At 66.0% G+C, this 23,132-nt stretch carries 22 protein-coding genes; 8 read left to right on the top strand and 14 right to left on the bottom strand.

Annotated features, from left to right (window positions below):
- Positions 1-2 precede the first annotated feature (2 nt).
- Positions 3-1,418, bottom strand: coding sequence for a ribosomal protein uL16 3-hydroxylase (locus AC5P6S_RS05345; RefSeq protein WP_088431271.1), 1,416 nt, complete (start codon positions 1,416-1,418; stop codon positions 3-5).
- A gap of 664 nt (positions 1,419-2,082) precedes the next feature.
- Positions 2,083-3,450, bottom strand: a complete 1,368-nt coding sequence (purB, locus tag AC5P6S_RS05340; protein WP_495204508.1) for an adenylosuccinate lyase — start codon at positions 3,448-3,450, stop codon at positions 2,083-2,085.
- A gap of 293 nt (positions 3,451-3,743) precedes the next feature.
- Here purB and AC5P6S_RS05335 point away from each other — a divergent pair, with 293 nt between their 5' ends.
- Positions 3,744-5,171 (top strand): class II fumarate hydratase, encoded by a 1,428-nt coding sequence (locus AC5P6S_RS05335; RefSeq protein WP_012480781.1) that lies wholly within the window; start codon positions 3,744-3,746, stop codon positions 5,169-5,171.
- A 103-nt stretch (positions 5,172-5,274) separates the two neighbouring features.
- Here the strand turns inward: AC5P6S_RS05335 and AC5P6S_RS05330 are convergent, their stop codons facing one another.
- The 7 genes from AC5P6S_RS05330 to AC5P6S_RS05300 all read right to left on the bottom strand — a co-directional run bounded on the left by AC5P6S_RS05330 (position 5,275) and on the right by AC5P6S_RS05300 (position 9,854).
- Complete coding sequence (locus AC5P6S_RS05330) at positions 5,275-5,700, bottom strand: hypothetical protein (RefSeq protein ID WP_005413932.1); 426 nt, start codon at positions 5,698-5,700, stop codon at positions 5,275-5,277.
- A 100-nt stretch (positions 5,701-5,800) separates the two neighbouring features.
- On the bottom strand, positions 5,801-6,412 hold the full coding sequence (locus AC5P6S_RS05325) for a YggN family protein (protein WP_005413931.1): 612 nt from the start codon (positions 6,410-6,412) through the stop codon (positions 5,801-5,803).
- 30 nt (positions 6,413-6,442) lie between these two features.
- The gene (locus AC5P6S_RS05320; RefSeq protein ID WP_495204507.1) at positions 6,443-7,330 is read right to left on the bottom strand and encodes a GIN domain-containing protein; all 888 of its coding nucleotides are present in this window, start codon (positions 7,328-7,330) and stop codon (positions 6,443-6,445) included.
- A gap of 25 nt (positions 7,331-7,355) precedes the next feature.
- On the bottom strand, positions 7,356-8,384 hold the full coding sequence (locus AC5P6S_RS05315; RefSeq protein ID WP_005410263.1) for an ABC-2 transporter permease: 1,029 nt from the start codon (positions 8,382-8,384) through the stop codon (positions 7,356-7,358).
- Positions 8,381-9,256: an ABC transporter ATP-binding protein gene (locus AC5P6S_RS05310; RefSeq protein ID WP_062607394.1), complete on the bottom strand. Its 876-nt coding sequence runs from the start codon at positions 9,254-9,256 to the stop codon at positions 8,381-8,383. Before AC5P6S_RS05310 ends, AC5P6S_RS05315 begins: the two co-directional genes overlap by 4 nt.
- Positions 9,256-9,615, bottom strand: a complete 360-nt coding sequence (locus AC5P6S_RS05305; protein ID WP_005410261.1) for a GntR family transcriptional regulator — start codon at positions 9,613-9,615, stop codon at positions 9,256-9,258. Before AC5P6S_RS05305 ends, AC5P6S_RS05310 begins: the two co-directional genes overlap by 1 nt.
- Before the next feature lie 2 nt (positions 9,616-9,617).
- Complete coding sequence (locus AC5P6S_RS05300) at positions 9,618-9,854, bottom strand: hypothetical protein (RefSeq protein WP_005410260.1); 237 nt, start codon at positions 9,852-9,854, stop codon at positions 9,618-9,620.
- A gap of 365 nt (positions 9,855-10,219) precedes the next feature.
- On the opposite strand from AC5P6S_RS05300, the gene AC5P6S_RS05295 reads away from it, so the two are divergent.
- From AC5P6S_RS05295 to AC5P6S_RS05275, 5 genes are all read left to right on the top strand, one after another.
- A complete protein-coding gene (locus tag AC5P6S_RS05295; protein ID WP_005410259.1) occupies positions 10,220-10,807 on the top strand; it encodes a glutathione peroxidase in 588 nt (195 codons plus the stop codon).
- A 96-nt stretch (positions 10,808-10,903) separates the two neighbouring features.
- Entirely contained in the window at positions 10,904-11,881 is a 978-nt protein-coding gene (locus AC5P6S_RS05290) for an FKBP-type peptidyl-prolyl cis-trans isomerase (protein WP_005413927.1), read from the top strand.
- A 23-nt stretch (positions 11,882-11,904) separates the two neighbouring features.
- Positions 11,905-13,254 carry a UDP-glucose dehydrogenase family protein gene (locus tag AC5P6S_RS05285; RefSeq protein WP_005410257.1) on the top strand — a complete coding sequence of 450 codons (1,350 nt, stop codon included), beginning with the start codon at positions 11,905-11,907 and terminating at the stop codon, positions 13,252-13,254.
- Positions 13,247-13,489 (top strand): SlyX family protein, encoded by a 243-nt coding sequence (locus AC5P6S_RS05280; protein WP_005410256.1) that lies wholly within the window; start codon positions 13,247-13,249, stop codon positions 13,487-13,489. The genes AC5P6S_RS05285 and AC5P6S_RS05280 overlap by 8 nt, the downstream gene beginning before the upstream one ends.
- A 10-nt stretch (positions 13,490-13,499) precedes the next feature.
- Positions 13,500-14,180, top strand: a complete 681-nt coding sequence (locus tag AC5P6S_RS05275; RefSeq protein ID WP_005410255.1) for a DUF2058 domain-containing protein — start codon at positions 13,500-13,502, stop codon at positions 14,178-14,180.
- 48 nt (positions 14,181-14,228) lie between these two features.
- Here AC5P6S_RS05275 and AC5P6S_RS05270 read toward each other — a convergent pair whose 3' ends face one another.
- From AC5P6S_RS05270 to AC5P6S_RS05255, 4 genes are all read right to left on the bottom strand, one after another.
- Positions 14,229-15,416, bottom strand: coding sequence for an MFS transporter (locus tag AC5P6S_RS05270; RefSeq protein ID WP_005410254.1), 1,188 nt, complete (start codon positions 15,414-15,416; stop codon positions 14,229-14,231).
- An 86-nt stretch (positions 15,417-15,502) separates the two neighbouring features.
- Entirely contained in the window at positions 15,503-18,187 is a 2,685-nt protein-coding gene (metH, locus tag AC5P6S_RS05265; protein ID WP_495204506.1) for a methionine synthase, read from the bottom strand.
- 57 nt (positions 18,188-18,244) lie between these two features.
- Positions 18,245-19,336 (bottom strand): homocysteine S-methyltransferase family protein, encoded by a 1,092-nt coding sequence (locus AC5P6S_RS05260; RefSeq protein WP_099490774.1) that lies wholly within the window; start codon positions 19,334-19,336, stop codon positions 18,245-18,247.
- A 13-nt stretch (positions 19,337-19,349) separates the two neighbouring features.
- Positions 19,350-20,279, bottom strand: a complete 930-nt coding sequence (locus AC5P6S_RS05255) for an ArsR/SmtB family transcription factor (protein ID WP_005410251.1) — start codon at positions 20,277-20,279, stop codon at positions 19,350-19,352.
- Positions 20,280-20,432: 153 nt separating this feature from the next.
- Here AC5P6S_RS05255 and AC5P6S_RS05250 point away from each other — a divergent pair, with 153 nt between their 5' ends.
- Complete coding sequence (locus AC5P6S_RS05250) at positions 20,433-21,581, top strand: acyl-CoA dehydrogenase family protein (protein WP_005410250.1); 1,149 nt, start codon at positions 20,433-20,435, stop codon at positions 21,579-21,581.
- A 45-nt stretch (positions 21,582-21,626) separates the two neighbouring features.
- Here AC5P6S_RS05250 and AC5P6S_RS05245 read toward each other — a convergent pair whose 3' ends face one another.
- The gene (locus AC5P6S_RS05245) at positions 21,627-22,544 is read right to left on the bottom strand and encodes a hypothetical protein (protein WP_049397586.1); all 918 of its coding nucleotides are present in this window, start codon (positions 22,542-22,544) and stop codon (positions 21,627-21,629) included.
- Positions 22,545-22,821: 277 nt separating this feature from the next.
- Here AC5P6S_RS05245 and AC5P6S_RS05240 point away from each other — a divergent pair, with 277 nt between their 5' ends.
- The gene (locus AC5P6S_RS05240; RefSeq protein WP_033833585.1) at positions 22,822-23,115 is read left to right on the top strand and encodes a hypothetical protein; all 294 of its coding nucleotides are present in this window, start codon (positions 22,822-22,824) and stop codon (positions 23,113-23,115) included.
- Positions 23,116-23,132: the final 17 nt, after the last annotated feature.

Below are 23,132 nucleotides of genomic sequence, written 5' to 3'. Positions count from 1 at the left end.
GCTCAGGCGCGACCGTCGTCGCTGTCGTCTTCGTCGTGATCCTCGAAGTTGACGATGACCTCGATGCCGTCGTCGTGCACGGTCACGGTGTGGACATCGTCGGACACCGCGTCGGCGTCGATCGCGTCGACACGGTCACGGCCTTCGACCACTTCGCCGAGCACCACGGCGTCTTCGCCGTCATCCTCATCTTCAGCGTCATACACCTCGTTCGGATCGATCAGCTGGAACACGCCACCGACCAACAGCTGCTGGACCACCGCGCGGCCCTTGTCGGACAGGCCGCGATAGGCGGCGGCATCGAGCTGCTCGGCGCCGGCCAGGCGCTGCGCGTCCTTCACCGGCAGCGCGAAGTCCTGGCCACTGACGTACAGGCTGGCGCCGCGCTTGGCCCGGCGCCAGGCCAGGCGTGCCCACGGATGACGCTGCAGCAGCAGGCCCGAGGCCAGGGCCTGGACCACTTCCTCCTGTGCCGGTGCGGCCTGGTGGGCCATCACTTCGCCGGCCGCGCGGTAGGTGGTGATGAAACGGCCGAACCAGTCACCCAGCTTGTCCGGATCGTTCATGCGGATGGCATTGAGCGCGGTGATCACCCGCGCCATCGCCACCGTGTCGATCTCGTTCGGGTCGGCCGGCACCTTCAGGTCGGCATCCTGGTAGCGGATGTTCTCGTCGGCATCGGCGATCAGGGTGTCCAGGTAGTCGCTGATCAGTTCGGCCGACGATGGCGCGCGCATGCCGAAGGAGAAGGTCAGGCAGGGGTCTTCAGCGACGCCGTGGTGCGGCACGTTCGGCGGCAGGTACAGCATGTCGCCCGGCGCCAGCACCCAGTCGTGGGTCGGCTTGAACACCTTCAGCAGCTTCAGTTCCACGTCCGGGCGGAAGCCCAGCGGCGGCTGCCTGCCCTTGATCGATTCGCTGGCATCGATCTGCCAGCGGCGGTGGCCGTGGGCCTGCAGCAGGAATACGTCGTACTGGTCGACGTGGGCGCCGACCGAGCCGCCGGTGGCGGCGAAGCTGATCATTACGTCATCCATGCGCCAGCGCGGCAGGAAGCTGAAGTGCTCGATCAGGGCGCGCACGTCCGGGTCCCACTTGTCCACGTCCTGCACCAGCAGGGTCCAGTCGTGGTCGGGCAGGGCGGGGAACACGTCTTCCTGGAACGGGCCGGTACGCACGCGCCAGCCGTCCTGGGTCTTGTCGTGCTCGATCAGGCGCGCCAGCACGCCTTCTTCGCAGGCCAGCCCGGCCAGGTCTTCCGGCTGCACCGGGGTCTGGAAGTCGGGGAAGGCGTTGCGGATCAGCAGCGGGCGCTTCTGCCAGAAGTCGCGCAGGAAGGTGGCCGGCGCCATGCCCAGCGGTTGGCCGGGGCGGGCGGTGACTTCGATGAGGGGGGCGGAGGACTTGCGGGCGGCCATGGGGGAATCCTTGCAGCGGAAAGCGGGAGGGGCGGCGCAGCGGGCCGCCAAGGGTTCCATTGTCCGCCGTTCGTGGGGATTGCGCACGTGCGCGGGATTGTCGCGGGGTGTCCGGCCAACGGCGGAGCCCCTCGTGGCGGGGTGGTTGGTCGCGCAAAGCGCTGGCTTCATGGGCTGGGCCGGGCGGGGTGGGTTCGCGGGACACGCCGTGAACCCGTCCCTGGGGGCTCGATGGCGCCATCCATGGCGCCAACGGTCCCGCGAACCCACCCCGCCCGGCCCCTGGCAGTTTCCTGCGCGGCCCGCCACGGAATGGAAAGAAGAAGATCAAAGGCAACAGCGGGTCGCGCGCTGCGCTTGCTCATCCCAAAACAAAAGAGGGACGCGGCGAAGCCGCGTCCCTCTTTCAAATTCCGTCCCGACAACCCCACGCTCTTCGATCCGTCACCGGAAATCTGTCAGAGGTGGGGCGGGAGGGGCCAGCGGGACCGTTGGCGCCATGGATGGCGCCATCGAGCCCCCATGGATGGGTTCACGGCGTGTCCCGCTGGCCCCTCCCGCCCCGCCCAGCCCCCAGCAACCCAGAGCCTGGATCGCTGTTGCTGTTGCTGTTGCCGTTGCCTGCCGCAGGCAGCGCTCGCGGCCGCCGCCGCAAAGGAACCCCTTAGATCTTCTTCGCCAGGGCCTCGGCCAGACCCGTGTAGCTGCCGGGGGTCATCTCCAGCAGGCGCTGCTTCGCATCCGCCGGCAGCCCCAGCCCCTGCACGAACGCACGCATCGACTCGGCGGTGATGCCCTGGCCACGGGTCAGCGCCTTCAGCTGCTCGTACGGGTTCGGCAGGCCATGGCGGCGCATCACCGTCTGCACGGCCTCGGCCAGCACTTCCCAGGCCGCGTCCAGATCGGCATCCAGGCGCTGCGGGTTCACTTCCAGCTTGCCCAGGCCCTTGGCCAGCGAATCCAGCGCCACCTGGCTGTGGCCGAACGCGGTGCCCAGTGCGCGCAGAACGGTGGAATCGGTCAGGTCACGCTGCCAGCGGCTGATCGGCAGCTTCGCGCTGAAGTGCTCGAACAGCGCGTTGGCGATACCGAAGTTGCCTTCCGCATTCTCGAAATCGATCGGATTGACCTTGTGCGGCATCGTCGACGAGCCGACTTCGCCTTCCTTCAGGCGCTGCTTGAAGTAGCCCAGCGAGATGTAGCCCCAGATGTCGCGGGCCAGGTCGATCAGGATGATGTTGGCACGGCGTGCGGCATCGCCGATCTCGGCAACATTGTCGTGCGGTTCGATCTGCGTGGTGTACGGGTTGAACACCAGGCCCAGGCCGGTCACGAAGCGCTCGGCGAAGGCCGGCCAGTCCACGTCCGGGTAGCTGGCCACGTGGGCGTTGTAGTTGCCGACCGCGCCGTTGATCTTGCCGGTCAGCTCGACCGCGGCGATCTGCCTGCGCTGGCGCTCCAGGCGCGCGACCACGTTGGCCAGCTCCTTGCCCAGCGTGGTCGGCGAGGCAGTCTGGCCATGGGTGCGCGACAGCATCGGCTGGCCGGCCTGGGCGTGGGCGAGGTTGCGCAGCGTGGTGGCGATGCCGTCCAGGGTCGGCAGCAGCACCTCGCGGCGGGCCTGTTCCAGCATCAGGCCGTAGCTGAGGTTGTTGATGTCTTCGCTGGTGCAGGCGAAATGCACGAATTCCAGCGCCGGAGCCAGCTCGGCGTCGTCCTTCAGCTGTTCCTTGATGAAGTACTCCACCGCCTTGACGTCATGGTTGGTGGTGCGCTCGATCTCCTTCACGCGCGCGGCCTGGGCCGGGCTGAAGCGGGCCGCCAGCTCGCGCAGGCGGGCGACGGCGGCGTCGGAGAACGGCGCCAGTTCGACGATGCCCGGTTCGGCGGCCAGCGCCAGCAGCCATTCCACCTCGACCACGATGCGGGCCTTGATCAGGCCGTATTCGGAGAAGATCGGGCGCAGGGCGTCGACCTTGCCGGCGTAGCGGCCATCGAGCGGGGACAGGGCGAGCAGGGCGGAATCGGACATGTCGGCAGGGCTGGGACGAGCGGCGGGGGCCATATTCTACGACGTGCCGGTCAGCTAGTGCCGGCCGCTGGCCGGCAAGCCATGGCGGCGTAGGCCGGGCGTGGTTGCCGGCCAGCGCCCGGCACTACCCTTGCGCGCGCAGAACGGCCGTGCAGGTGGAACGATCTGGCCCGCCCTCGTCATCCCATGCTGCGGGCAAGGGAGTATTGTGGCCGCAGCCGCCAGCCCGGGAAGCGACACCCTGCCAGCCGCCGCTTCCCTTTCCCCAACTGAAGTAGTGCGGAGTTGATGCAATGAGCAAAGCTGCAAGCAAGGGTTTCAGAATCGAACACGACAGCATGGGCGAGCTGCAGGTGCCTGCGGATGCCCTGTGGGGCGCCCAGACCCAGCGCGCCGTGCAGAATTTCCCGGTGTCGGGCCAGCGCATGCCGCGCGGTTTCATCCGCGCCCTGGGCCTGGTCAAGGGCGCAGCCGCCGGCGTCAACGCCGAGCTGGGCCACCTGCCGAAGAATGTGGCCAAGGCCATCCAGACCGCTGCTGCCGAAGTGGCCGCCGGCAACTGGGACGCGCAGTTCCCGATCGACGTCTACCAGACGGGTTCGGGCACGTCGTCGAACATGAATGCCAATGAGGTCATCGCCACCCTGGCCAACCGTGCCGGCAAGGCGGGCAAGACCACCGTGCATCCCAATGACCACGTCAACCAGGGGCAGAGCTCCAATGACGTGATTCCGACTGCGCTGCGGGTGTCGGCGGTGCTGGCGACGCACGAGCAGCTGCTGCCGGCGCTGGTGCACCTGCGCAAGACCCTGGACAAGAAGGGCCGCAGCCTGCGCAAGGTGGTCAAGACCGGCCGTACCCACCTGATGGACGCGATGCCGCTCACCTTCGAGCAGGAATTCGGTGCGTGGTCGGCGCAGCTGGCCTCGGCGCAGGAGCGCATCGAAGACAGCCTCAAGCGCGTGCGCCGGTTGCCGCTGGGCGGCACCGCCATCGGTACCGGCATCAACGCCGACCCGCGCTTCGGCGCGCAGGTGGCCAAGGCGCTGAAGCAGCAGACCGGTTTCAAGTTCGACAGCGCCGAGAACAAGTTCGAAGGCCTGGCCGCGCAGGACGATGCGGTGGAACTGTCCGGCCAGCTCAATGCGCTGGCCGTGGCACTGATCAAGATCGCCAATGACCTGCGCTGGATGAATGCCGGTCCGCTGGCCGGGCTGGGCGAGATCGAACTGCCGGCACTGCAGCCGGGCAGCTCGATCATGCCGGGCAAGGTCAACCCGGTCATTCCGGAAGCCACGGTGATGGCCTGCGCGCAGGTGATCGGCCACCACACCGCGATCACCGTGGCCGGGCAGACCGGCAACTTCCAGCTCAACGTCACCCTGCCGTTGATCGCGGTGAACCTGCTCGATGGCATCGGCCTGCTGGCCAATGTGTCCAGGCTGCTGGCCGACAGCGCGATCGCCGGGCTGAAGGTGCGCGAGGATCGCGTGGCCGAGGCGCTGGCGCGCAACCCGATCCTGGTCACCGCGCTGAACCCGATCATCGGCTACGAGAAGGCAGCGGCGATTGCCAAGCGTGCCTACAAGGAACAGCGCCCGGTGCTGGACGTGGCGCTGGAAGACAGCGGGCTTGATGAGGCCGAGCTGCGTCGCCTGCTGGACCCGACTGCGCTGACTGCTGGTGGCATCCAGGCTGGCGGTGGTGGCGCCGGGGGGTGATCTGCCGGTTGCAGAGTCGAGCCACGCTCGACGGTTGTTCCGGAGTCGGGCATGGCTCGACTCTACGGAAACGAAGAACGCCGCCCTCGGGCGGCGTTTTTCTTCAGCGACGGTCGGCGACGATGTTGCCGAAGGTGTCGGTGTAATCCTTGAACTCGGGGATGCGCTGGATCAGGTCGGCCGGGATCACCTCCATGCCCTCCGGCGGCTGGATCTTCACCGGCTGCATGTTCGGATCGGCCGGTGCGGCCACCAGCGTGTTCTGGCGCAGCACCTGCAGCTTGCCGAACATCGTCTGCAGCATCTGCTTCTGCCCGTCGTCCAGCGGAATCTGGATCTCGTCCACCTTCATCGTGCCGTCGCCGAGGATGATGATGTTCGGTGCCGGCGGGCGGCGCACGGTCACCATGCCTTCGCTGACGGAAATCTTGGGCTTGCCGCGCTCGGCGCGGTGATTGCGGTAATCCTTGTCGCAGCCGACCAGACCCAGGCAGAGCAGGGTGGCCAGCAGCAGGAACAACTTCTTCATGGCGTTCGGTTCGGGGGCATCCGGGGCCCCCATTGTAAGCCCGCCGACAGTGCCCGACCGGCAACGGAAGGCCGCAGCCGGTCGGGTGCGTCGATTTGTCTCAGTTGGAGAACGTGACCGAGTTGTCCTTGCCGCAGTCGTCCACGTCGCTCTGGTCCATCGTCGCGTAGGGCTTGAACGCCGGCAGCTCGCGCGCCAGTGCCTGCTGGCTGGCCAGCATCGCCGGCAGGCGATCGCAGATGCGCTTGGCCTGGGCCTCGATCTTGGCGGCTTCGGCGTTGATGCGCTTCTCCACCCCTTCGCTGTCGCCGCTGAAGATGCCCTTCAGCGCTTCACCGGCGGCGTTGGCGCCGAGCTTGGCGCCGGCCAGCCCGACATCCATGCCCGCCATCGCAACGGCGACCACGTGACCGCGGTACTCCTGCAGGTGGCGGCGCTGGACGTCGTTGGCGGCGACCTCCTTGCCGGCGATCAGCAGGCGGCCATCCGGCGTGATCTCCGCACGCGGCTGCTTGTCGGCCGAGATCTTGATGTTGCCCTGGGCGATGTCCTTGCGGGCATCGTCCATGGCTTCCTTGACGGTCTGGCCGACGCCGCTGGTGGCTTCGGCGACGCTCTTGCCGACGCTCTTGTCGGGGGCGGAGGACGTGCCACCACAGGCGATCAGCGGCAGGCACAGCAGGGTGGCGGGCAGCAGGCGCAACAGGTTCATGATGTTCCCCTGAACGTGTGTGGAAGAGGATTACTTGCTGCGCGGCAGGGTGACCCGGCCGCTGACGTTGCGGTGTTCGATATCGCCGCTGCCGCTGTGATCGACGGTCAGGCTGCCGCGTACGCCGTCCACCTGGATGTCGCCCGAGCCGTGGCTGCGCACATGCACGTTGCCGCCGATATCGGCCAGATCGATGCCACCGGAGCCGACCACGCCGACTTCGACGCTGCCCTGCACGCGCTTGAACTCGATGTCGCCGGAGCCGACCGTATCCAGGCGTGCGTTGCCACGCACATCGGTGATCTTCAGGTCACCCGAACCGACAGTGCCGGTGATGGCATCGCCGCCGATGTTGCGGGCATTGACGTCGCCCGAACCCAGCGACAGCAGATTCAGCGAACTGCCGCCATCGATGTTGAGGTCGCCGGAACCCACTGCAGCGTGGATGCTGCCACGGGTACCGCGGGCCACCGCGTCACCGGAGCCGACGTCCACGCTGAGCGACTGTGCGTTTTCCACGCTGGCGTCACCCGAGCCGACCTTGAACTGCAGCGGCAGGTTGTCCGGCACGCTGCCACGGATATCCAGCCAGGCGTAGCTGTTGCCCAGGCTGATGCCGCTTTGGCGGCCTTCGCGGCGCAGGCTCACCACCAGCTTGTCGCCCACCTTGCGCTGGTCCAGTACCAGTTGGTCCAGCCATTCCTGGCTGGACGCGCAGGCGCGGCCGTCCAGCTGGCCGCCGCCAGCGCTGGCGACCACCTTCAGGTCATGCTGGTTGACCTCGAACACCACCGTCTTGGCACCGGCCACGTCCAGCTTCAGCGCGCGGGCGGCAGTGAACTTGCAGTTCGGAGCATCGGCGGCCAGCGCCGACAACGGCAACAGCAACAACGCAGAACAGGCGAGCAAAGAACGCATGGGTGGTGCCTCCGGGTGGATGGAATCAGATCTCGCCGGCGCGCTTGCGCAGGCGGATGGCGAGGAAGATGAACAGTGCCCCGACGGCCGCACCGATCCACAGCTCCGGCATCGCCAGCGACTTCAGCTGAGAGGCGGGGGACATCAGGCTGACCACCGAATCCAGGTCGCGGCGCGAACCTTCACCTGCGCCGAGGCGGTACAGCAGGTCCATGCCGGGCACGCCGCCCAGCAGCAGGCGGCCGACGATGTTCTGCCAGAACCAGCCGGTGGTCAGGCCGAACAGCGGCATGATCTTGGTGGTGCTGACGATGACGCCGGCAAACAGTGGCAGCATCACCGCCCACAGGAACGGCTTGCTCTTGGCCCAGGCCGAGCACAGCAGCAGCCACCCTGCAGTGGGCAGGGCCCAAAGCGCGTAGACCGGAATCCAGCTCAGGTGGCCAGCGGCCAGGGTCAACGGGCTGGCGGGCCCCCAGATCAGCGCCATCGGGCTGCCACCGTGCATCAGCGCGACGATGCTGATGATCAGCATGAAGCCGAACATGGTGATGATGCCGGCAATCACCGCGATCAGCGGTGCCACGACCAGTGCGCTGATGACCTTGGACAGCACGGTCTGGGTATCCGACAGCGGCAACGACTTCCAGAACAGGATGCTGCGGTCGCGGCGGTCGTCGTACAGGGCGCCGAGGCAATAGAAGAACACCACGAAGGCCAGCACCAGGAACGGCCATGCCGAGCTGAGCACCAGGGTCAGGTCAAGGCCGTTACCGAGGTCGGCAAGGTCCTTGCCGTCGATGTTGCGGGTGAGCAGCGCCAGGTCCAGGCCATTGACGTTCACGCTCTCGCCATCGACATGCAGCGCACCGTTGCGCGCCGCGCGGTTCAGCGCGAACAGGCCGAAGGCGATGCCGACGGTGCTCATCACCAGCGAGATCAGGCCGGCGATCAGCGGGGCATACAGGAAACCGCCGCGGTTTTCCCAGTACTCGCGCTTGAGCAGCCAGCGCAGCGTGCCGAGGGGGCTGACGGGATGGTTGACGGCATTCATGCGTAGGTCCCCTTCATGACGGCGACGAACAGGTCGGCCAGGCCCGGGCTGCGGGTCTCGCCAAGGGTGGAAAGCTGGGCGCGCGGTACGCCGTCGAACAGCATCACGGTCTTGCCGAACGCCAGGCTGCGTTCGTCGATCGGCTTCAGGGCGCGTGCGGTCTCCAGCTGGTCGGCGTTGACCAGCAGTTCGGTGTAACGCTGGCCGACCTCGTCCATTTCCGCATCGAGCACGATGCGGCCATCACGGATGAACATGACGTCGCTGAGGATGTGCTCGATCTCTTCCACCTGGTGGGTGGTGACGATGATGGTCTTCTGCTCGTCGAAGTAGTCTTCCAGCAGGCGCTGGTAGAACTCCTTGCGGTACAGGATGTCCAGGCCCAGGGTGGGCTCGTCCAGTACCAGGATGCGGGCATCGATGGCCATCACCAGTGCCAGGTGCAGCTGCACGATCATGCCCTTGGACAGCTCGCGCACGCGCTGCTTCGGCTGCAGCTTGGTGTTGGCCAGGAAGCGCTCGCAGCGGGCGCGGTCGAAGCGCGGATGCACGCCGGCGACGAAATCGATGGCTTCGCGCACCTTCAGCCAGCGCGGCAGCACGGCGACGTCGGCGATGAAGCAGATGTCGTTCATCAGTTCGTCGCGGTGCAGCCGCGGGTCGCGCCCGAGCACACTCAACTCACCTTCCACCGAGGTGAGGCCAAGAATGGCCTTCAGCGCGGTGGTCTTGCCGGCGCCATTGGGACCGATCAGGCCGACGATGCGCCCGCCCGGAATGCTGAAGCTGGCACTGTCGAGGGCAACGGTGGACTTGTAGGCCTTGCGCAGGCCGCGGGCGGTGATGACCGGTTCGCTTGCGGTGCTATTCATCAGACTTTCCCCTGGGGCAGCAATTCGTCGAGGCTCAGGCCCAGGCGCTGGATGCGCTCCAGCACGGCCGGCCATTCTTCATTGAGGAAGCGCTCGCGCTCGCTGCTGCGCAGCTGCGTGGCGGCCTGCTCGGTCATGAACATGCCCAGCCCGCGGCGCTTTTCGACCAGGCCTTCGTCGGCCAGTTCCTGGTAAGCGCGCGAAACGGTGATGGGGTTCAGTTGGTAATCGGCGGCCACCTGGCGCACCGAAGGCAGGGCATCGCCCGGCTTGAGGATTCCGTCGAGCATCATGGCGATCACGCGCTCCTTCAACTGACGGTAGATGGGAGCGCCGTCGCTCCACTGGATGTCGCTCATATTCAGCTCCGTGGGGTCAGCGGCTGGGCGAACGAGAAATACGGCATGGACAGGGAGCTGTGCAGCCGACGCGGGGGAGGGGGGGAGGAATCGGCGTTCCCGGCCGGTGTAGCGATTGCATCCTGCGCACTGTCGGGCGAGGCGGGGGCGGTGGGCGTGGCCAGCCAGGCCAGCACGATCAGGGTCGAAACAGCAGCGGCCGCGGGTGCGGTGAGGTTGCGACGGATCCGGGCGTTCATGGCTTCCCCCTGTCTCAGGTGACTGGTGTTGTATGCAACTATAACACCGGCACGCCTACGTGCAACCCCTTGCCGTCCCCAACTGATGGCAGGGGTGGTCAAATCGCTGAAATATTCGTTTATCCGATTGATTCGGAAGGGAAATCAGGTTCTGGCGCGGGCCGACCCAGGCCCGCCTTCCATTCAGTGTTGTCCATGCTATGTCATTACTGCGCCGTTGCTGGCGGGTCGTGCAGGAAAGCGCCACGCCGCGCAAAGCCGCAGGCGCCCCTTGCAACAAGGGGGAAGGGGGCCCGGTGCTATAGTTCGGCCGACTCCGGCCGCTACCGGCCGGCCCTGTGAATGGCCACCGCGGACTGCTCTCGATGCCCTTGCCGACCGTTATGCCGCGCCGCCTGCGCGGCCTGTCCCTGCTGACCCTGCTGGTAGCCGGCCTGGCCGGTTCCACCCAGGTGCTGGCGGCCGATCTTCTCGACCTCGACTACCGCCCGCTGGCCAGCAAGCAGCAGGTCAACCTGCAGCAGCGCTACCACGGGCAGGTGCTGCTGGTGGTCAATACCGCAAGCAAGTGCGGCTATACCCCTCAGTACGAAGGCCTGGAGGCGCTGCAGAAGCGCTATGCCGGCCGCGGCTTTGCCGTGCTCGGCTTCCCGTCCAACGATTTCAAGGGCCAGGAGCCCGGTGACGAGAAGCAGATCCAGGATTTCTGCACGCTCACCTACGGGGTCAAGTTCCCGATGTTCGAGAAGGTGCACGTGGTCGGTGCGGAGGCGACGCCGCTCTATCAACGGTTGACCGCGGCCACCGGGGTGGCACCGGGCTGGAATTTCCACAAGTACCTGGTCGGCCGCGATGGCAAGGTCATCGCCCAGTTCGCCAGCAAGGTGACGCCGGATGATCCGCAGCTGACTGCGGCCATCGACAAGGCGCTGGCCGCAGCGGCCGCACATTGATATCCGGCACGGATGCCTCGACATCGACGGCATGCGTGCGACAATGCTTCTTTTCGCGCCGACGTCGGCGCCCAGACACTTCCAGGAATGCAGCGAATGAAGATGGGAATGCGCGGCGCCGCGGCGTCGGTTCTGATTCTGGCGATGGGCACTTCAGGTGTCGCTCTGTCGCAACAATCGGCTGCCCCCGCAGCCGCCAAGGAGACCGCAACCTTGAATTCCCCCAAGCAGAAGCTCGGCTACGCCATCGGCCTGGACGTGGCCAAGTCGTTCACCCCGATCGCCGATGAGATCGACGTGGCCGCGCTGCGCACCGCCGTGGAGCGTTCGTTCGAAGGCCTGCAGCCGCAGATCACCCAGGAACAGGCCAAGGCCACCGACGCGGCCCTGCGCCAGGTCGTGATGGCCCGCAGCGGCCAGCAGGTGCCGGGCATGGCGCCGGGTTCGCAGCCGCCGAAGGTCGACCGCGTCAAGGTGTCGCAGATGATCGGTTCCTACTCTGTGGGCCCGTCGCTGGCGCAGCTGAAGGACGACATCGATGTTGCCTCGCTGTTTGACGCGATCAGCACCGGCCTGACCAAGGGCCAGCCGAAGATGACGGAAGCTGACGCGACCGCCACCATCCAGGCCTTCATGGGCAGCAAGCAGGCTGAAATGCAGGCCAAGGCTGCCGCTGCTGCGCAGACCAACCGCGAAGAAGGCAATGCCTTCCTGGCCAAGAACAAGACCCAGCCGGGTGTCGTGACGACGGCCTCGGGCCTGCAGTACCAGGTGATCCGCCCGGGTAGCGGCGAGCGCCCGCTGCCGAGCAGCAAGGTGCGCGTGAACTATGAAGGCAAGCTGCTCAACGGCACCGTGTTCGACAGCTCCTATGGTCGTCAGCCGGCCGAGTTCGGCCTGGACCAGGTGATCAAGGGCTGGACCGAGGGCGTTGCGCTGATGCCGGTCGGTTCGAAGTACCGCTTCTGGATCCCGGGCAATCTGGCTTATGGCGAGAACGGTACGCCGGGTGGCCCGATCGGCCCGAACGCGACTCTGACGTTCGACGTCGAGCTGCTGGGCGTCCTGCCGTAAGCCACCACGGAGCCTGCACGGACATGCGCGTTGCGATTTTCGGTACCGGTTATGTAGGTCTGGTGACCGGTACCTGCCTGGCCGATGTCGGTCATCAGGTGGTCTGCGTCGATATCGACCAGGCCAAGGTGGATGGCCTCAACCAGGGCATCATCCCGATCTATGAGCCCGGCCTGGAGCCGATGGTGAAGGCCAACCACGCCGCGTCGCGGCTGGCATTCACCACCGATGCCGCGTCCGCGATCGCGCATGGCCAGGTGGTGTTCATCGCCGTCGGCACGCCGCCGGACGAGGACGGCAGCGCTGACCTGCAGTACGTACTGGCCGTGGCCCGTACCATTGGCCGGCACATGAGCGTGCCGACCGTGGTGGTCAACAAGTCGACGGTGCCGGTGGGCACCGCTGACAAGGTGCGTGCGGCCATTGCTGAAGAACTTGCCGCGCGTGGCGCGGACATCACCTTTGACGTGGTGTCCAACCCGGAATTCCTGAAGGAAGGCGACGCGGTCGCCGACTGCATGCGCCCGGACCGCATCATCATTGGTGCGACCAGCGAGGAGTCGGTCGCGGTGATGCGTCGTCTGTATGCGCCGTTCAACCGCAACCACGACCGCGTGGTGGAAATGGACGTGCGCTCGGCCGAGCTGACCAAGTACGCGGCGAACGCGATGCTGGCGACCAAGATTTCGTTCATGAACGAAATCGCAAACATCGCCGAGCGCGTCGGTGCCGACGTCGAGCAGGTCCGCCAGGGTATCGGCTCGGACCCGCGCATCGGCTGGCACTTCATCTACCCGGGCGCCGGCTATGGTGGCTCCTGCTTCCCCAAGGACGTGCAGGCGCTGGCCCGCACCGCCCAGCAGCATGGTCTTGAGCCGAAGCTGCTGAACGCGGTGGAAGCGGTCAACGATGCGCAGAAGGGCCACCTGTTCGCCCTCATCCAGCGTCATTACGACAAGGGCGAGGACGAAGGCGTGCGCGGCAGGACCTTTGCCGTGTGGGGCCTGGCCTTCAAGCCGAATACCGACGACATGCGTGAAGCCTCCAGCCGTCGCCTGCTGGCGCAGCTGTGGGAAGGCGGTGCCACGGTGCGTGCCTATGATCCGGAAGCGATGCATGAATCGCAGCGCATCTTCGGCGAGCGCGATGACCTGGTGTTCTGCAGCAGTGCTGATGAGGCCCTCGAAGGGGCCGACGCGCTGGTGGTGGTCACCGAGTGGAAGCAGTTCCGCAGCCCCGACTTCCAGAAGCTGCGCGAGCAGCTGAAGGACGCGGCGGTGTTCGATGGGCGCAATCTGTACGATCCTGCCGAAGTGGAAGCTGCCGGCCTGGCGTACTACGGCATTGGCCGGGGGCGTTCGCTGCATGTCTGACCTGCTGCCGACCGAACGCGAGCAGGCGCTGGAAGCGCGCCTGGTCGAACTGGAAATGCGCGTGTCCTTCCAGGAACAGGCGCTTGCCGAATTGAGCGATGCGCTGGCCGATGCCCGCATGCAGGGCATGCGCAACGCCGACGTGCTGCGTGTGCTGCTGGAGGACCTGGGCAAGGTCCGCAACGCACTGAATTCTTCCGATCCGGCGAGCGAACCGCCGCCGCCGCACTACTGATCCGAATCCTATGAGCGATACCCTCCGCGACCAGCTGATGGGCCTGGGCTTCAAGCCCGCGCCCAAGCCCGAGCGCAAGAATGATGGCCCCCGCCGTGATGGCCGCCCGCAGGGCAAGGGTGGCAACGGCAATGGAAAGCCGCAGGGCGCTGGCAAGGGCGAGCACAAGCCCGGTGAGCGTCGCGGGCATGGCCACGGTGGCCCGGGCAGGCCCGGCCAGTCGCGTGGCCCGGGCCAGCAGGGCCCGCGCAAGCCGCGCAGCGCCGAAGAGATGGATCTGGCCAAGGCCTATGCCATCCGTGCGCAGCGTGAGAAGGAAGAGCGCATCGAGACCGAGCGCCTGAAGCAGGAAGAAGCACGCGTGCGCCGCGAGGCGAAGGCCAAGCTGGAAGAACTGCTGAAGGACAAGGGCCTGAACTCCGAGGCGGCTGATATCGCTCGCCACTTCCCGTATGGCGGCAAGATCAAGCGCATCTACGTGACCGCCGAACAGCTGACCGCGCTCAATGCCGGTGAGCTGGGCGTGGTCCAGCTCAATGGCCGTTACCTGCTGGTGACCGCCGAAGTGCTGGCACAGTCCGAAGCGGTGTTTGCCGCATCGGTGGCACTGAAGGTCGACCCGAACGCGCCGGCCGAGGAAGATCCCTACGCAGACCCGCAGTACCAGGTACCGGACGACCTGGTCTGGTAACTGCACCTGCTGCACGATGAAAACGCCGGGCATTGCCCGGCGTTTTCGTTACCGGACGCGCGCAGTGCTGTGGCGTGCACGGATCAACGGCAGGCTCAGCGCGAAGAAGCACAGCAGTGCGCCGACCAGAGCGAATCCGCTACCTGCGAGGAAGGCCGTGCGTCCCTCGTCGATCTTCCACAGTTGGCCGGCGATGAGCGCGCCCAGCACGCCGCCGACACCGGACGAGAAACCGTACAGCAGGCCCTGGCCATGGCCATTGAGGCGACCGGGGAAATAGGTCGCCAGCATCTGCATCGCCGCGGCGAAGAACGCGGCAAAGCCCAGCGCGTGCGCGGTCTGCGCCAGCAGCATCACCGGCAGGTTTTCCGGGAACAGCGCGGTCACCGCCCAGCGCAGGCAGGAGCTGACCAGGGCGATCAGCAGCATCCAGCTGGCGTCATAGCGGCGGAAGAAGCGGCCGATGGTGAAGAACACGCCCACTTCGAACACCACGCCGATGGTCCAGAGCAGGCCGAGCGTGGATGTGCGATAGCCGTGGTGGTCCATGTAGACCGAGAAGAAGGTGTAGTACGGGCCGAACGAGAGCTGCTCCATGAAAGCGGCCAGGAAGAACGCCAGCACCGGCGGGCGGCGCACGATCTGCCAGAAGCCGCTGGCATCGCCGCCGGTCCTGCCGATGTCGCGTGCGTAGTGGTTGCTGAAGGCCGAGGCGACCAGCAGGACGAACAGCGGCAGCATCATCCAGGGCAGCAGCCCGGCGCGGCCGGCGGTGCCGTCACCTTCGATCAGCCAGCCGAACAGGGTGACGATGGCGATGAAGCCAAGCGAACCCCAGACCCGGATCAGGCCGTAGCGATGGCTGTCGCTGCCGAGATGGGTGAGGGTGATCGACTCGAACTGCGGCATCACCGCGTTGTAGAAGAAGCAGAACACGATCATCGCCGGATACATCCATGGCTGCGGCAGAGGCAGCAGGAATGCGGCGAAGCTGATCAGGGTCAGTACGCAGCCGATGCGCAACAGTCGGATCGGCCGCGGTGAGGTGGCTGCCAGCGAGGTCCAGGCACTGGGTGCAACCACGCGTGTGGCATACCACAGCCCCATCATCACGCTGATGGCGGTCACGCTCATCCCGCGTGCAGTGAGGAACAGGCTCCAGTACGGAGTGAACGCGCCCAGCGCCGCGTAATAGAACAGGTAGAAGCTGGAAAGACGGGCAACGGGAACGGTCATCGCGGAATGATGAAGCAAAAAGGGGACGGAGGGGATTAAGTCGTTTGAGGCACAAACGACTTAATCCCCTCCGTCCCCTTTTCGGGTCATTCGGGATCGTAGTCGAGGTTGGAGGCCAGCCAGCGCTCGGCCTGGGCGCGCTCCACGCCCTTGCGCCGGGCGTAGTCGGTGACCTGCTCGCGGCTGAGGCGCCCGACCACGAAGTACTGGCTTTGCGGATGGCTGAAGTAGTAGCCCGATACCGCGGCGGTCGGAAGCATCGCAAAGCTCTCGGTCAGTTCCATGCCGGCGTTGGCCTCGGCCCGCAGCAGATCGAACAGGCGCCGCTTCTCGCTGTGCTCGGGGCACGCCGGATAGCCGGGAGCGGGGCGGATGCCACGGTACTGCTCATCGATCAGGGCGTCATTGTCCAGCGTCTCGGCCTGGTCATAACCCCAGAATTCCGTGCGTACACGCTGATGCAGGCGCTCGGCCAGGGCTTCGGCGAAGCGGTCGGCCAGGGCCTTCAGCAGGATCGCGTTGTAGTCGTCATGCTCGGCTTCGAAGCGCGCCACGTGGGCATCGATGCCGATGCCGGCAGTGACCGCGAACGCGCCGATCCAGTCCTGCCTGCCGCTGTCGGTCGGCGCGATGAAATCGGCCAGGCAGAAATCCGGACGCTCGGCCGGCTTGTCCACCTGCTGGCGCAGGAAGTGCAGGGTGGTCTCGCCCTGTGGGTGCTGCACGCGCACGTCGTCGCCGACGCTGTTGGCCGGCCACAGGCCGAACACGGCCTTGGCGGTCAGCCACTTCTCGCCGACGATGCGGTCGAGCATCGCGCGGGCATCGCGGTACAGCTCGCTGGCCTGGCTGCCGACGATCTCGTCGGTGAGGATTGCCGGGAACTTGCCGGCAAGCTCCCAGGCCTGGAAGAACGGCGTCCAGTCGATGTACTCGACCAGCTCGGCCAGCGGATAGTCATCGAAGACGTGCAGGCCTGGCTGCTTCGGTGCGGGCGGCGTGTAGTTCCCCCAGTCGCCCTGGAACTTCTGCCCGCGTGCATGTTCCAGCGACACCAGGCGCTTGGCATCGCCACGATTGCGGTGCCGTGCCCGGATCTCGGCATAGTCGGCCTCGTTGGCGGCAACGAAGGCTTCGCGCAGGTCGCGCGAGATCAGCGACTGGGCCACGCCGACCGCGCGCGAGGCGTCCTTCACCCACACCGTAGGCGCTTTGTAGTGCGGGTCGATCTTCAACGCGGTGTGCGCGCGCGAGGTGGTGGCGCCGCCGATCAGCAGCGGCAGATTGAAACCCTGGCGCTCCATCTCGCGGGCGACGTGGCTCATCTCCTCCAGCGAGGGAGTGATCAGACCGGACAGGCCGATCAGGTCGGCATTGTGCTCGCGCGCGGCATCGAGGATCTTCTGCGCCGGCACCATCACGCCAAGGTCGACCACCTCGAAGTTGTTGCAGGCCAGGACCACGCCGACGATGTTCTTGCCGATGTCATGCACATCGCCCTTCACCGTGGCCATGATGATCTTGCCGTTGCTCTTGGCAGTGTCGCCGCTGCGCGCCTTCTCCGCCTCGATGTACGGCAGCAGGTAGGCCACGGCCTTCTTCATCACACGCGCGGATTTCACCACCTGCGGCAGGAACATCTTGCCGGCGCCGAACAGGTCACCGACGATTTTCATGCCGTCCATCAGCGGGCCTTCGATCACGTCCAGCGGGCGGCTGGAGGCCTGTCGAGCCAACTCGGTGTCTTCTTCCACGAAGGCATCCAGGCCGTGTACCAGCGCATGCGCCAGGCGCTGCGCCACCGGCTTGTCGCGCCATGCCAGGTCTTCGGTCTTCGCCGCGCCCTTCCTGCCCTTGTAGCGCTCGGCAATCTCCAGCAGGCGCTCGGTGGCATCGCTGCGGCGGTTGAGGATCACATCCTCCACGCGCTCACGCAGCTCCGGCTCCAGCTCATCGTAGATCGGCATGGCACCGGCATTGACGATGCCCATGTCCATGCCGGCGGCGATGGCGTGGTACAGGAACACCGAATGGATGGCCTGGCGCACCGTTTCGTTGCCGCGGAACGAGAACGAGACATTGGAGACGCCGCCGGACACATGGCAGTGCGGCAGCGTCTGCTTGATGATGCGGGTGGCTTCGATGAAGTCCACTGCATAGTTGTCATGTTCTTCGATGCCGGTGGCGACGGCGAAGATGTTCGGGTCGAAGATGATGTCCTGCGGCGGGAAGCCGATCTCGTCGACCAGGATGCGGTAGGCGCGGGTGCAGATCTCGACCTTGCGCGCGCAGGTATCGGCCTGCCCGCTTTCATCGAAGGCCATCACCACCGCGGCAGCACCGTAGCGCAGCACCTTGCGTGCGTGCTCGCGGAAAAGTGCCTCGCCTTCCTTCAGCGAGATCGAGTTGACCACGCTCTTGCCCTGCAGGCACTTCAGGCCGGCCTCGATCACGCTCCACTTGGAGGAGTCGACCATCACCGGGATGCGGGCGATGTCCGGCTCGGACATGATCAGGTTGAGGTAGCGGGTCATCGCCGCTTCCGAGTCGATCAGGCCCTCGTCCATGTTGACGTCGAGGATCTGCGCGCCGCTTGCCACCTGCTGGCGGGCCACGTCCACCGCTTCTTCGTAGCGGCCTTCCTTGATCAGCTTGCGGAACTGCGCGCTGCCGGTCACGTTGGTGCGTTCGCCGACGTTGATGAACAGCAGGTCCGGAGTGATGACCAGGGGTTCCAGGCCGGACAGGCGGGTAGGGCGGACAGGCGTCATGGCAGGCGTCGGCTCAGCAGCAATAGGGCGGGAAGTGCGGAACGGTGGCGGCGACATTCATGCGGCCTGCTCCCGGGTGCCGGGCAGTGCGCGCGGCGGCAGCCCGGCCACAGCCGCGGCAATGGCGCGGATATGGTCGGGCGTGGAGCCGCAGCAGCCGCCGACCAGGTTCAGCAGGCCATCTTCGGCGAAGCCTCGCAGGGTGCTGGCCATGTCCTCCGGCGTCTCGTCGTACTCGCCGAAGGCATTGGGCAGACCGGCATTGGGGTGTGCGCTGACGTAGCAGTCGGCGACCTGTGCAAGGGTTTCCACGTGCGGTCGCATCGCATCGGCGCCCAGCGCGCAGTTCAGCCCGATCGACAGCGGCCGAGCATGCGCCAGCGAGGCATGGAAGGCTTCCGCAGTCTGCCCGGACAGGGTGCGACCGGAAGCGTCGGTGATGGTGCCGGAGATCATCACCGGCAACCGCGCGCCGCGCGCATCGAACGCTTCCTCCAGCGCATACAGCGCGGCCTTGGCGTTGAGCGTGTCGAAGATGGTCTCGACCATGATGGTGTCGGCGCCGCCGTCGATCAGGCCCTCGATGGCTTCGCGGTAGGTGTCGCGCAGTTCGTCGAAGCTGGTGTTGCGGAAGCCCGGATCGTTCACGTCCGGGCTGATCGAGGCGGTGCGGCTGGTCGGGCCGATCACCCCGATCACGAAGCGCGGCTTCCCCGGGGTGGTTGCGGCCACGGCGTCACAACAGGTGCGCGCGACCGCAGCGCCGGCCTTGTTCAACTCGTACACCAGGTGTTCGAGGTGGTAGTCGGCCTGGCTGACCGAAGTGGCGTTGAAGGTGTTGGTCTCGACCAGATCCGCGCCCGCTTCCAGGTAGGCGGTGTGGATGTCTGCGACGATCTGCGGCCGGGTCAACAGCAGCAGATCGTTGTTGCCCTTCAGGTCATGGCCTTCCGGTGCCGCGTGGTCGCAGCCCGGGCCATGTGCATGGTCGTAACCGCCGGCGAAGCGTTCGCCACGGTAATCGTCTTCCTGCAGGCCGTGGCGCTGGATCATCGTGCCCATCGCACCGTCGATGATCAGGATCCGCTCGCGCAGGGCGTCGAGCAGGGCGTTGGCACGCTCAGGATGCAACCAGGGCAGGGCAGGCATGGCGTTCTCGGGCTCAGGGTTTGTGGGCGATCAGCGAAATCACTTCGAAGTGCGGCGGACGCTTCTCGCGGGTGACCGTCTCCAGGCTGGATACCTGCAGGCCGGCCTTGTCGACGAACCTGCGCAGCTCCTTGTCGCTGAAGCCGAGGTTGACGTGGCCGTAGGCTTCCACCGCGGCCTTGTGTTCGTGGCGGGCCAGGCTGCACAGCAGCAGGCGCCCGCCCGGGCGCAGCACGCGCGCGCCTTCGGTCACCGCCTGCGCCGGCTTGCTGGCGTAGGTCAGCGCGTGCATCAGCACTACCAGATCGAAACTGTTGTCCTTGAAGGGCAGCGCATGCATGTCGCCCTCGCGCACTTCCACGTTGGGCAGACGGCGCAGGCGCTCGCTGGCGGCGGCGACCACGCGCGCGCTGGTGTCGATGCAGATGTAGCGCTTGGCATGCGGGGCCACCAGTTCGGCCAGCACGCCGTCACCAGAGGCGATGTCCAGCACGTCGCCGGTCTCCAGCAGCGGCAGCGCGGTGCGGGCGAGGGCTTCCCAGGTGCGCCCCGGGGAGTAGTGGCGTTCCATGTCGCCGGCCACGCTGTCGGCCCAGTTCTGGTCGGAGGCGCGGTGGGCCAGCACGGCAGCGACGCGTTCAGCGTCCTGGCGCAGCAGCGGGTCATCGCTTCCGTTGCTCAAGGCATGCCACAATGCACGCTGCGCCGGGTCCAGCTGGGCCTCGTCGAAGCGGTAATAGGCCGATACGCCCGCACGGCGGTCGCGGACCAGGCCGGCTTCCTTCAGGCGCGCCAGGTGGGTGGACACGCGTGGCTGTGCCAGCCGGGTGATCGCCGACAGTTCGGCCACGGTCAGTTCCTCCTGCTCCAGCAGCGCCAGCAGGCGCACGCGGGTCGCATCGGCGAACACCTTCAGGCGGGTCGACCAGTCTTCAAGATCCATAAATATCTACCTATCGCGATATAGAGATATATTCGCTGAAAGGGCCCGTCGCGGTCAAGTCGCCAGCGTACGGAAACAGCCGGGCCCCGGTACAATCGGGGCACCTGGGCGCGCCGTATGTAGCCCATAACTTCATGTACCCGGGAGGGTGTTGTGGATTTCAGCTTTACCGAAGAGCAGTTGATGCTGCAGGACGTTGCGCGGCGCATCGCGCAGGAGAAGATCGCCCCGAGCGCGGAGCACCATGACCGTACCGGCGAGTTCCCGCTCGACAACATCCGCCTGCTGGGCGAGAACGGCCTGATGGGCATCGAAGTGCCGACCGAATACGGTGGCGCGGGCATGGACCCGGTTGCGTACGTGCTGGCGATGGTGGAGGTCGCCGCCGCCGACGCAGCCCATTCGACCATCATGTCGGTCAACAACTCGCTGTTCTGCAACGGCATCCTCACCCACGGTACCGAGCAGCAGAAGCAGACCTACGTGCGTGCCATCGCCGAGGGCGAGGCCATCGGCGCGTTCGCGCTGACCGAGCCGCAGTCCGGCTCCGATGCCACCGCCATGCGCTGCCGCGCGGTGAAGCAGGCCGACGGCACCTTCGTCATCAACGGCAAGAAGAGCTGGATCACCTCCGGCCCGGTGGCCAGGTACATTGTGCTGTTCGCGATGAGCGAGCCGGACAAGGGCGCGCGCGGCATCACCGCCTTCCTCATCGATACCGACAAGGCGGGCTTCGGTCGCGGCAAGACCGAGCCGAAGCTGGGCATCCGCGCTTCGGCCACCTGCGAGATCGAGTTCAACGATTACGTGGCGCAGGCCGAAGACGTGCTGGGCCAGGAAGGCGAGGGCTTCAAGATCGCCATGAGCGTGCTCGATGCTGGCCGCATCGGCATCGCCTCGCAGGCCATCGGCATCGCCCGAGCCGCCTATGAGGCGACCCTGGAATACGTGAAGGAGCGCAAGGCCTTCGGCGCGGCCATCGGCACCTTCCAGATGACCCAGGCCAAGATCGCCGACATGAAGTGCAAGCTGGACGCAGCGCTGCTGCTGACCCTGCGTGCCGCGTGGGTGAAGGGTCAGGGCAAGCGTTTCAGCACCGAAGCAGCGGTGGCCAAACTGACCGCTTCGGAAGCAGCGATGTGGATCACGCACCAGGCGGTGCAGATCCACGGCGGCATGGGGTACTCGAAGGAGATGCCGCTGGAGCGTTACTTCCGTGATGCCAAGATCACCGAGATCTACGAGGGCACCTCGGAGATCCAGCGCCTGGTGATCGCGCGCAACGAGACCGGGTTGCGCTGATGGACGCGACGGGGCGGCGATTGCCGCCCCGTTTCCTTTGTGCGATCAACGTGGCAATCGGCAAACGATATCCGTTCCGTTCCATTCACAGACGATCTGCAGCGACTCAGGTGGAGCACCGGGGAACATGTTCACCCCATAGAGGCGACCGGAGTCGATCCATCGATCCAGATCGTCCCGGCTGTTGAAGTTGTAGGTGCCGGCGAAGTGTTGGGCCAGGCCGGGGCTGGTTGCCGCGCCGTCGGGAATCATGTTGCCATTGGCGTCCTTGCTCTGGCCTTGCACGTATCTGGCGGTGTCCACTGACGAAGAGACGATGACCAGCGTAGTCTTCGAGCCATCGCGCCAGGTGATCCTGTAGATTGCACCGTCGATTCCGAGGGCCTTGCTGACGAAGCTCAGGCCGATCGAGGACAGGAATATCGCCATGCTGTTCCAGGCCCTCGACGATGTCGTGGCGCCAGTGAATGCCTTGCCCATGGCGCTCTCCAGCCTGAATCGCTCGGTTGCCATCTGCACGACATCGTAGGCGTTGAGGTTCTTGTGCTCTTCCGGGAAGCCTATGCTGTTGGCGTATTGCGGGTCATCAGGATGAACCTCGTACTGGACTCCTCTTCCGGCCCACTGCCGCGGCGCGAACTGTACGGTTGGCACGTTGTTGTCGAGCATCCCCATGATCCGATTGAAGGATGCGTTGATTGGCCCGGGAATCTGCGCCCTGGTGGCGCGATAGCGACGCAGCTCGCGATCGTATTCCACATCGAAGCCATGGATCCGGCGCTGCTGGAAGTCGGCGACGATGGTGGGCCCCGTGCCCGAGGACAGCGCCAGCGCGCGTGGATCGCGACAGTTGTCGCAGACGAGAACGCCTGCCGCATGTGCGTCCTGGACGCTGCTGGCCGCGAAGAGCGCACCAAGCAGAAGGGCGGGGCGGCTGAAGCGTCGTAGTGGTGCTCTTTCCATGAACTGTCTCCTGGGCGGCATCGGATCGATTGCCGTGGAGGTATCTGGATAGCAACGATCCGGGCGTGCCGCACTACTGCGCGCCCAGGAATCCAAAGCGGGGGCCTTATGCGAAACCGGTAGACGCCTTGAGCGCCTCGTTGTCGGCGCAGCAGTGGAAGGGACTTTTCAGTACAGGCCGTATGCGACCGGTCTCCGGGCAGTCGACATGCCAACGGTCCATTGGCATTCCCGCTCCTTGGTCGCAGAATGCTCCACCGTTCATGGACGCCACCACATGCTCATCTATCGAGGCGCAGGGCTGCTGACCCTGCTCACACCGATCGCTGCCGTGCTGCTCATCCTCATCCTGTTCCCGGATCCAGCGGTAGGTCGCGGCAATACTTCACTCAGTCAGGTCCTGCTGGCGTTCGGCCTTGGCTCGGCAATCAACACGGTGCTGGGTTTCGTGCTCAATCGAAAGCCGCGTGCACCTGGGCAGCATGCTCCGCATCACTTCTTCTTCCTGCCGATGCAATGGCCTGCACTGGCGATTGTGGCGGCATGCGTGGTGATCGCAGTGTTACGCTGAGACGCTGCCCGGACAGC

This window comes from Stenotrophomonas sp. YJH_SMC_119 (assembly GCF_059368315.1).
The sequence above is the reverse complement of the archived record's forward strand: the minus strand, read 5'-3'. Positions and strand labels throughout refer to the sequence as shown.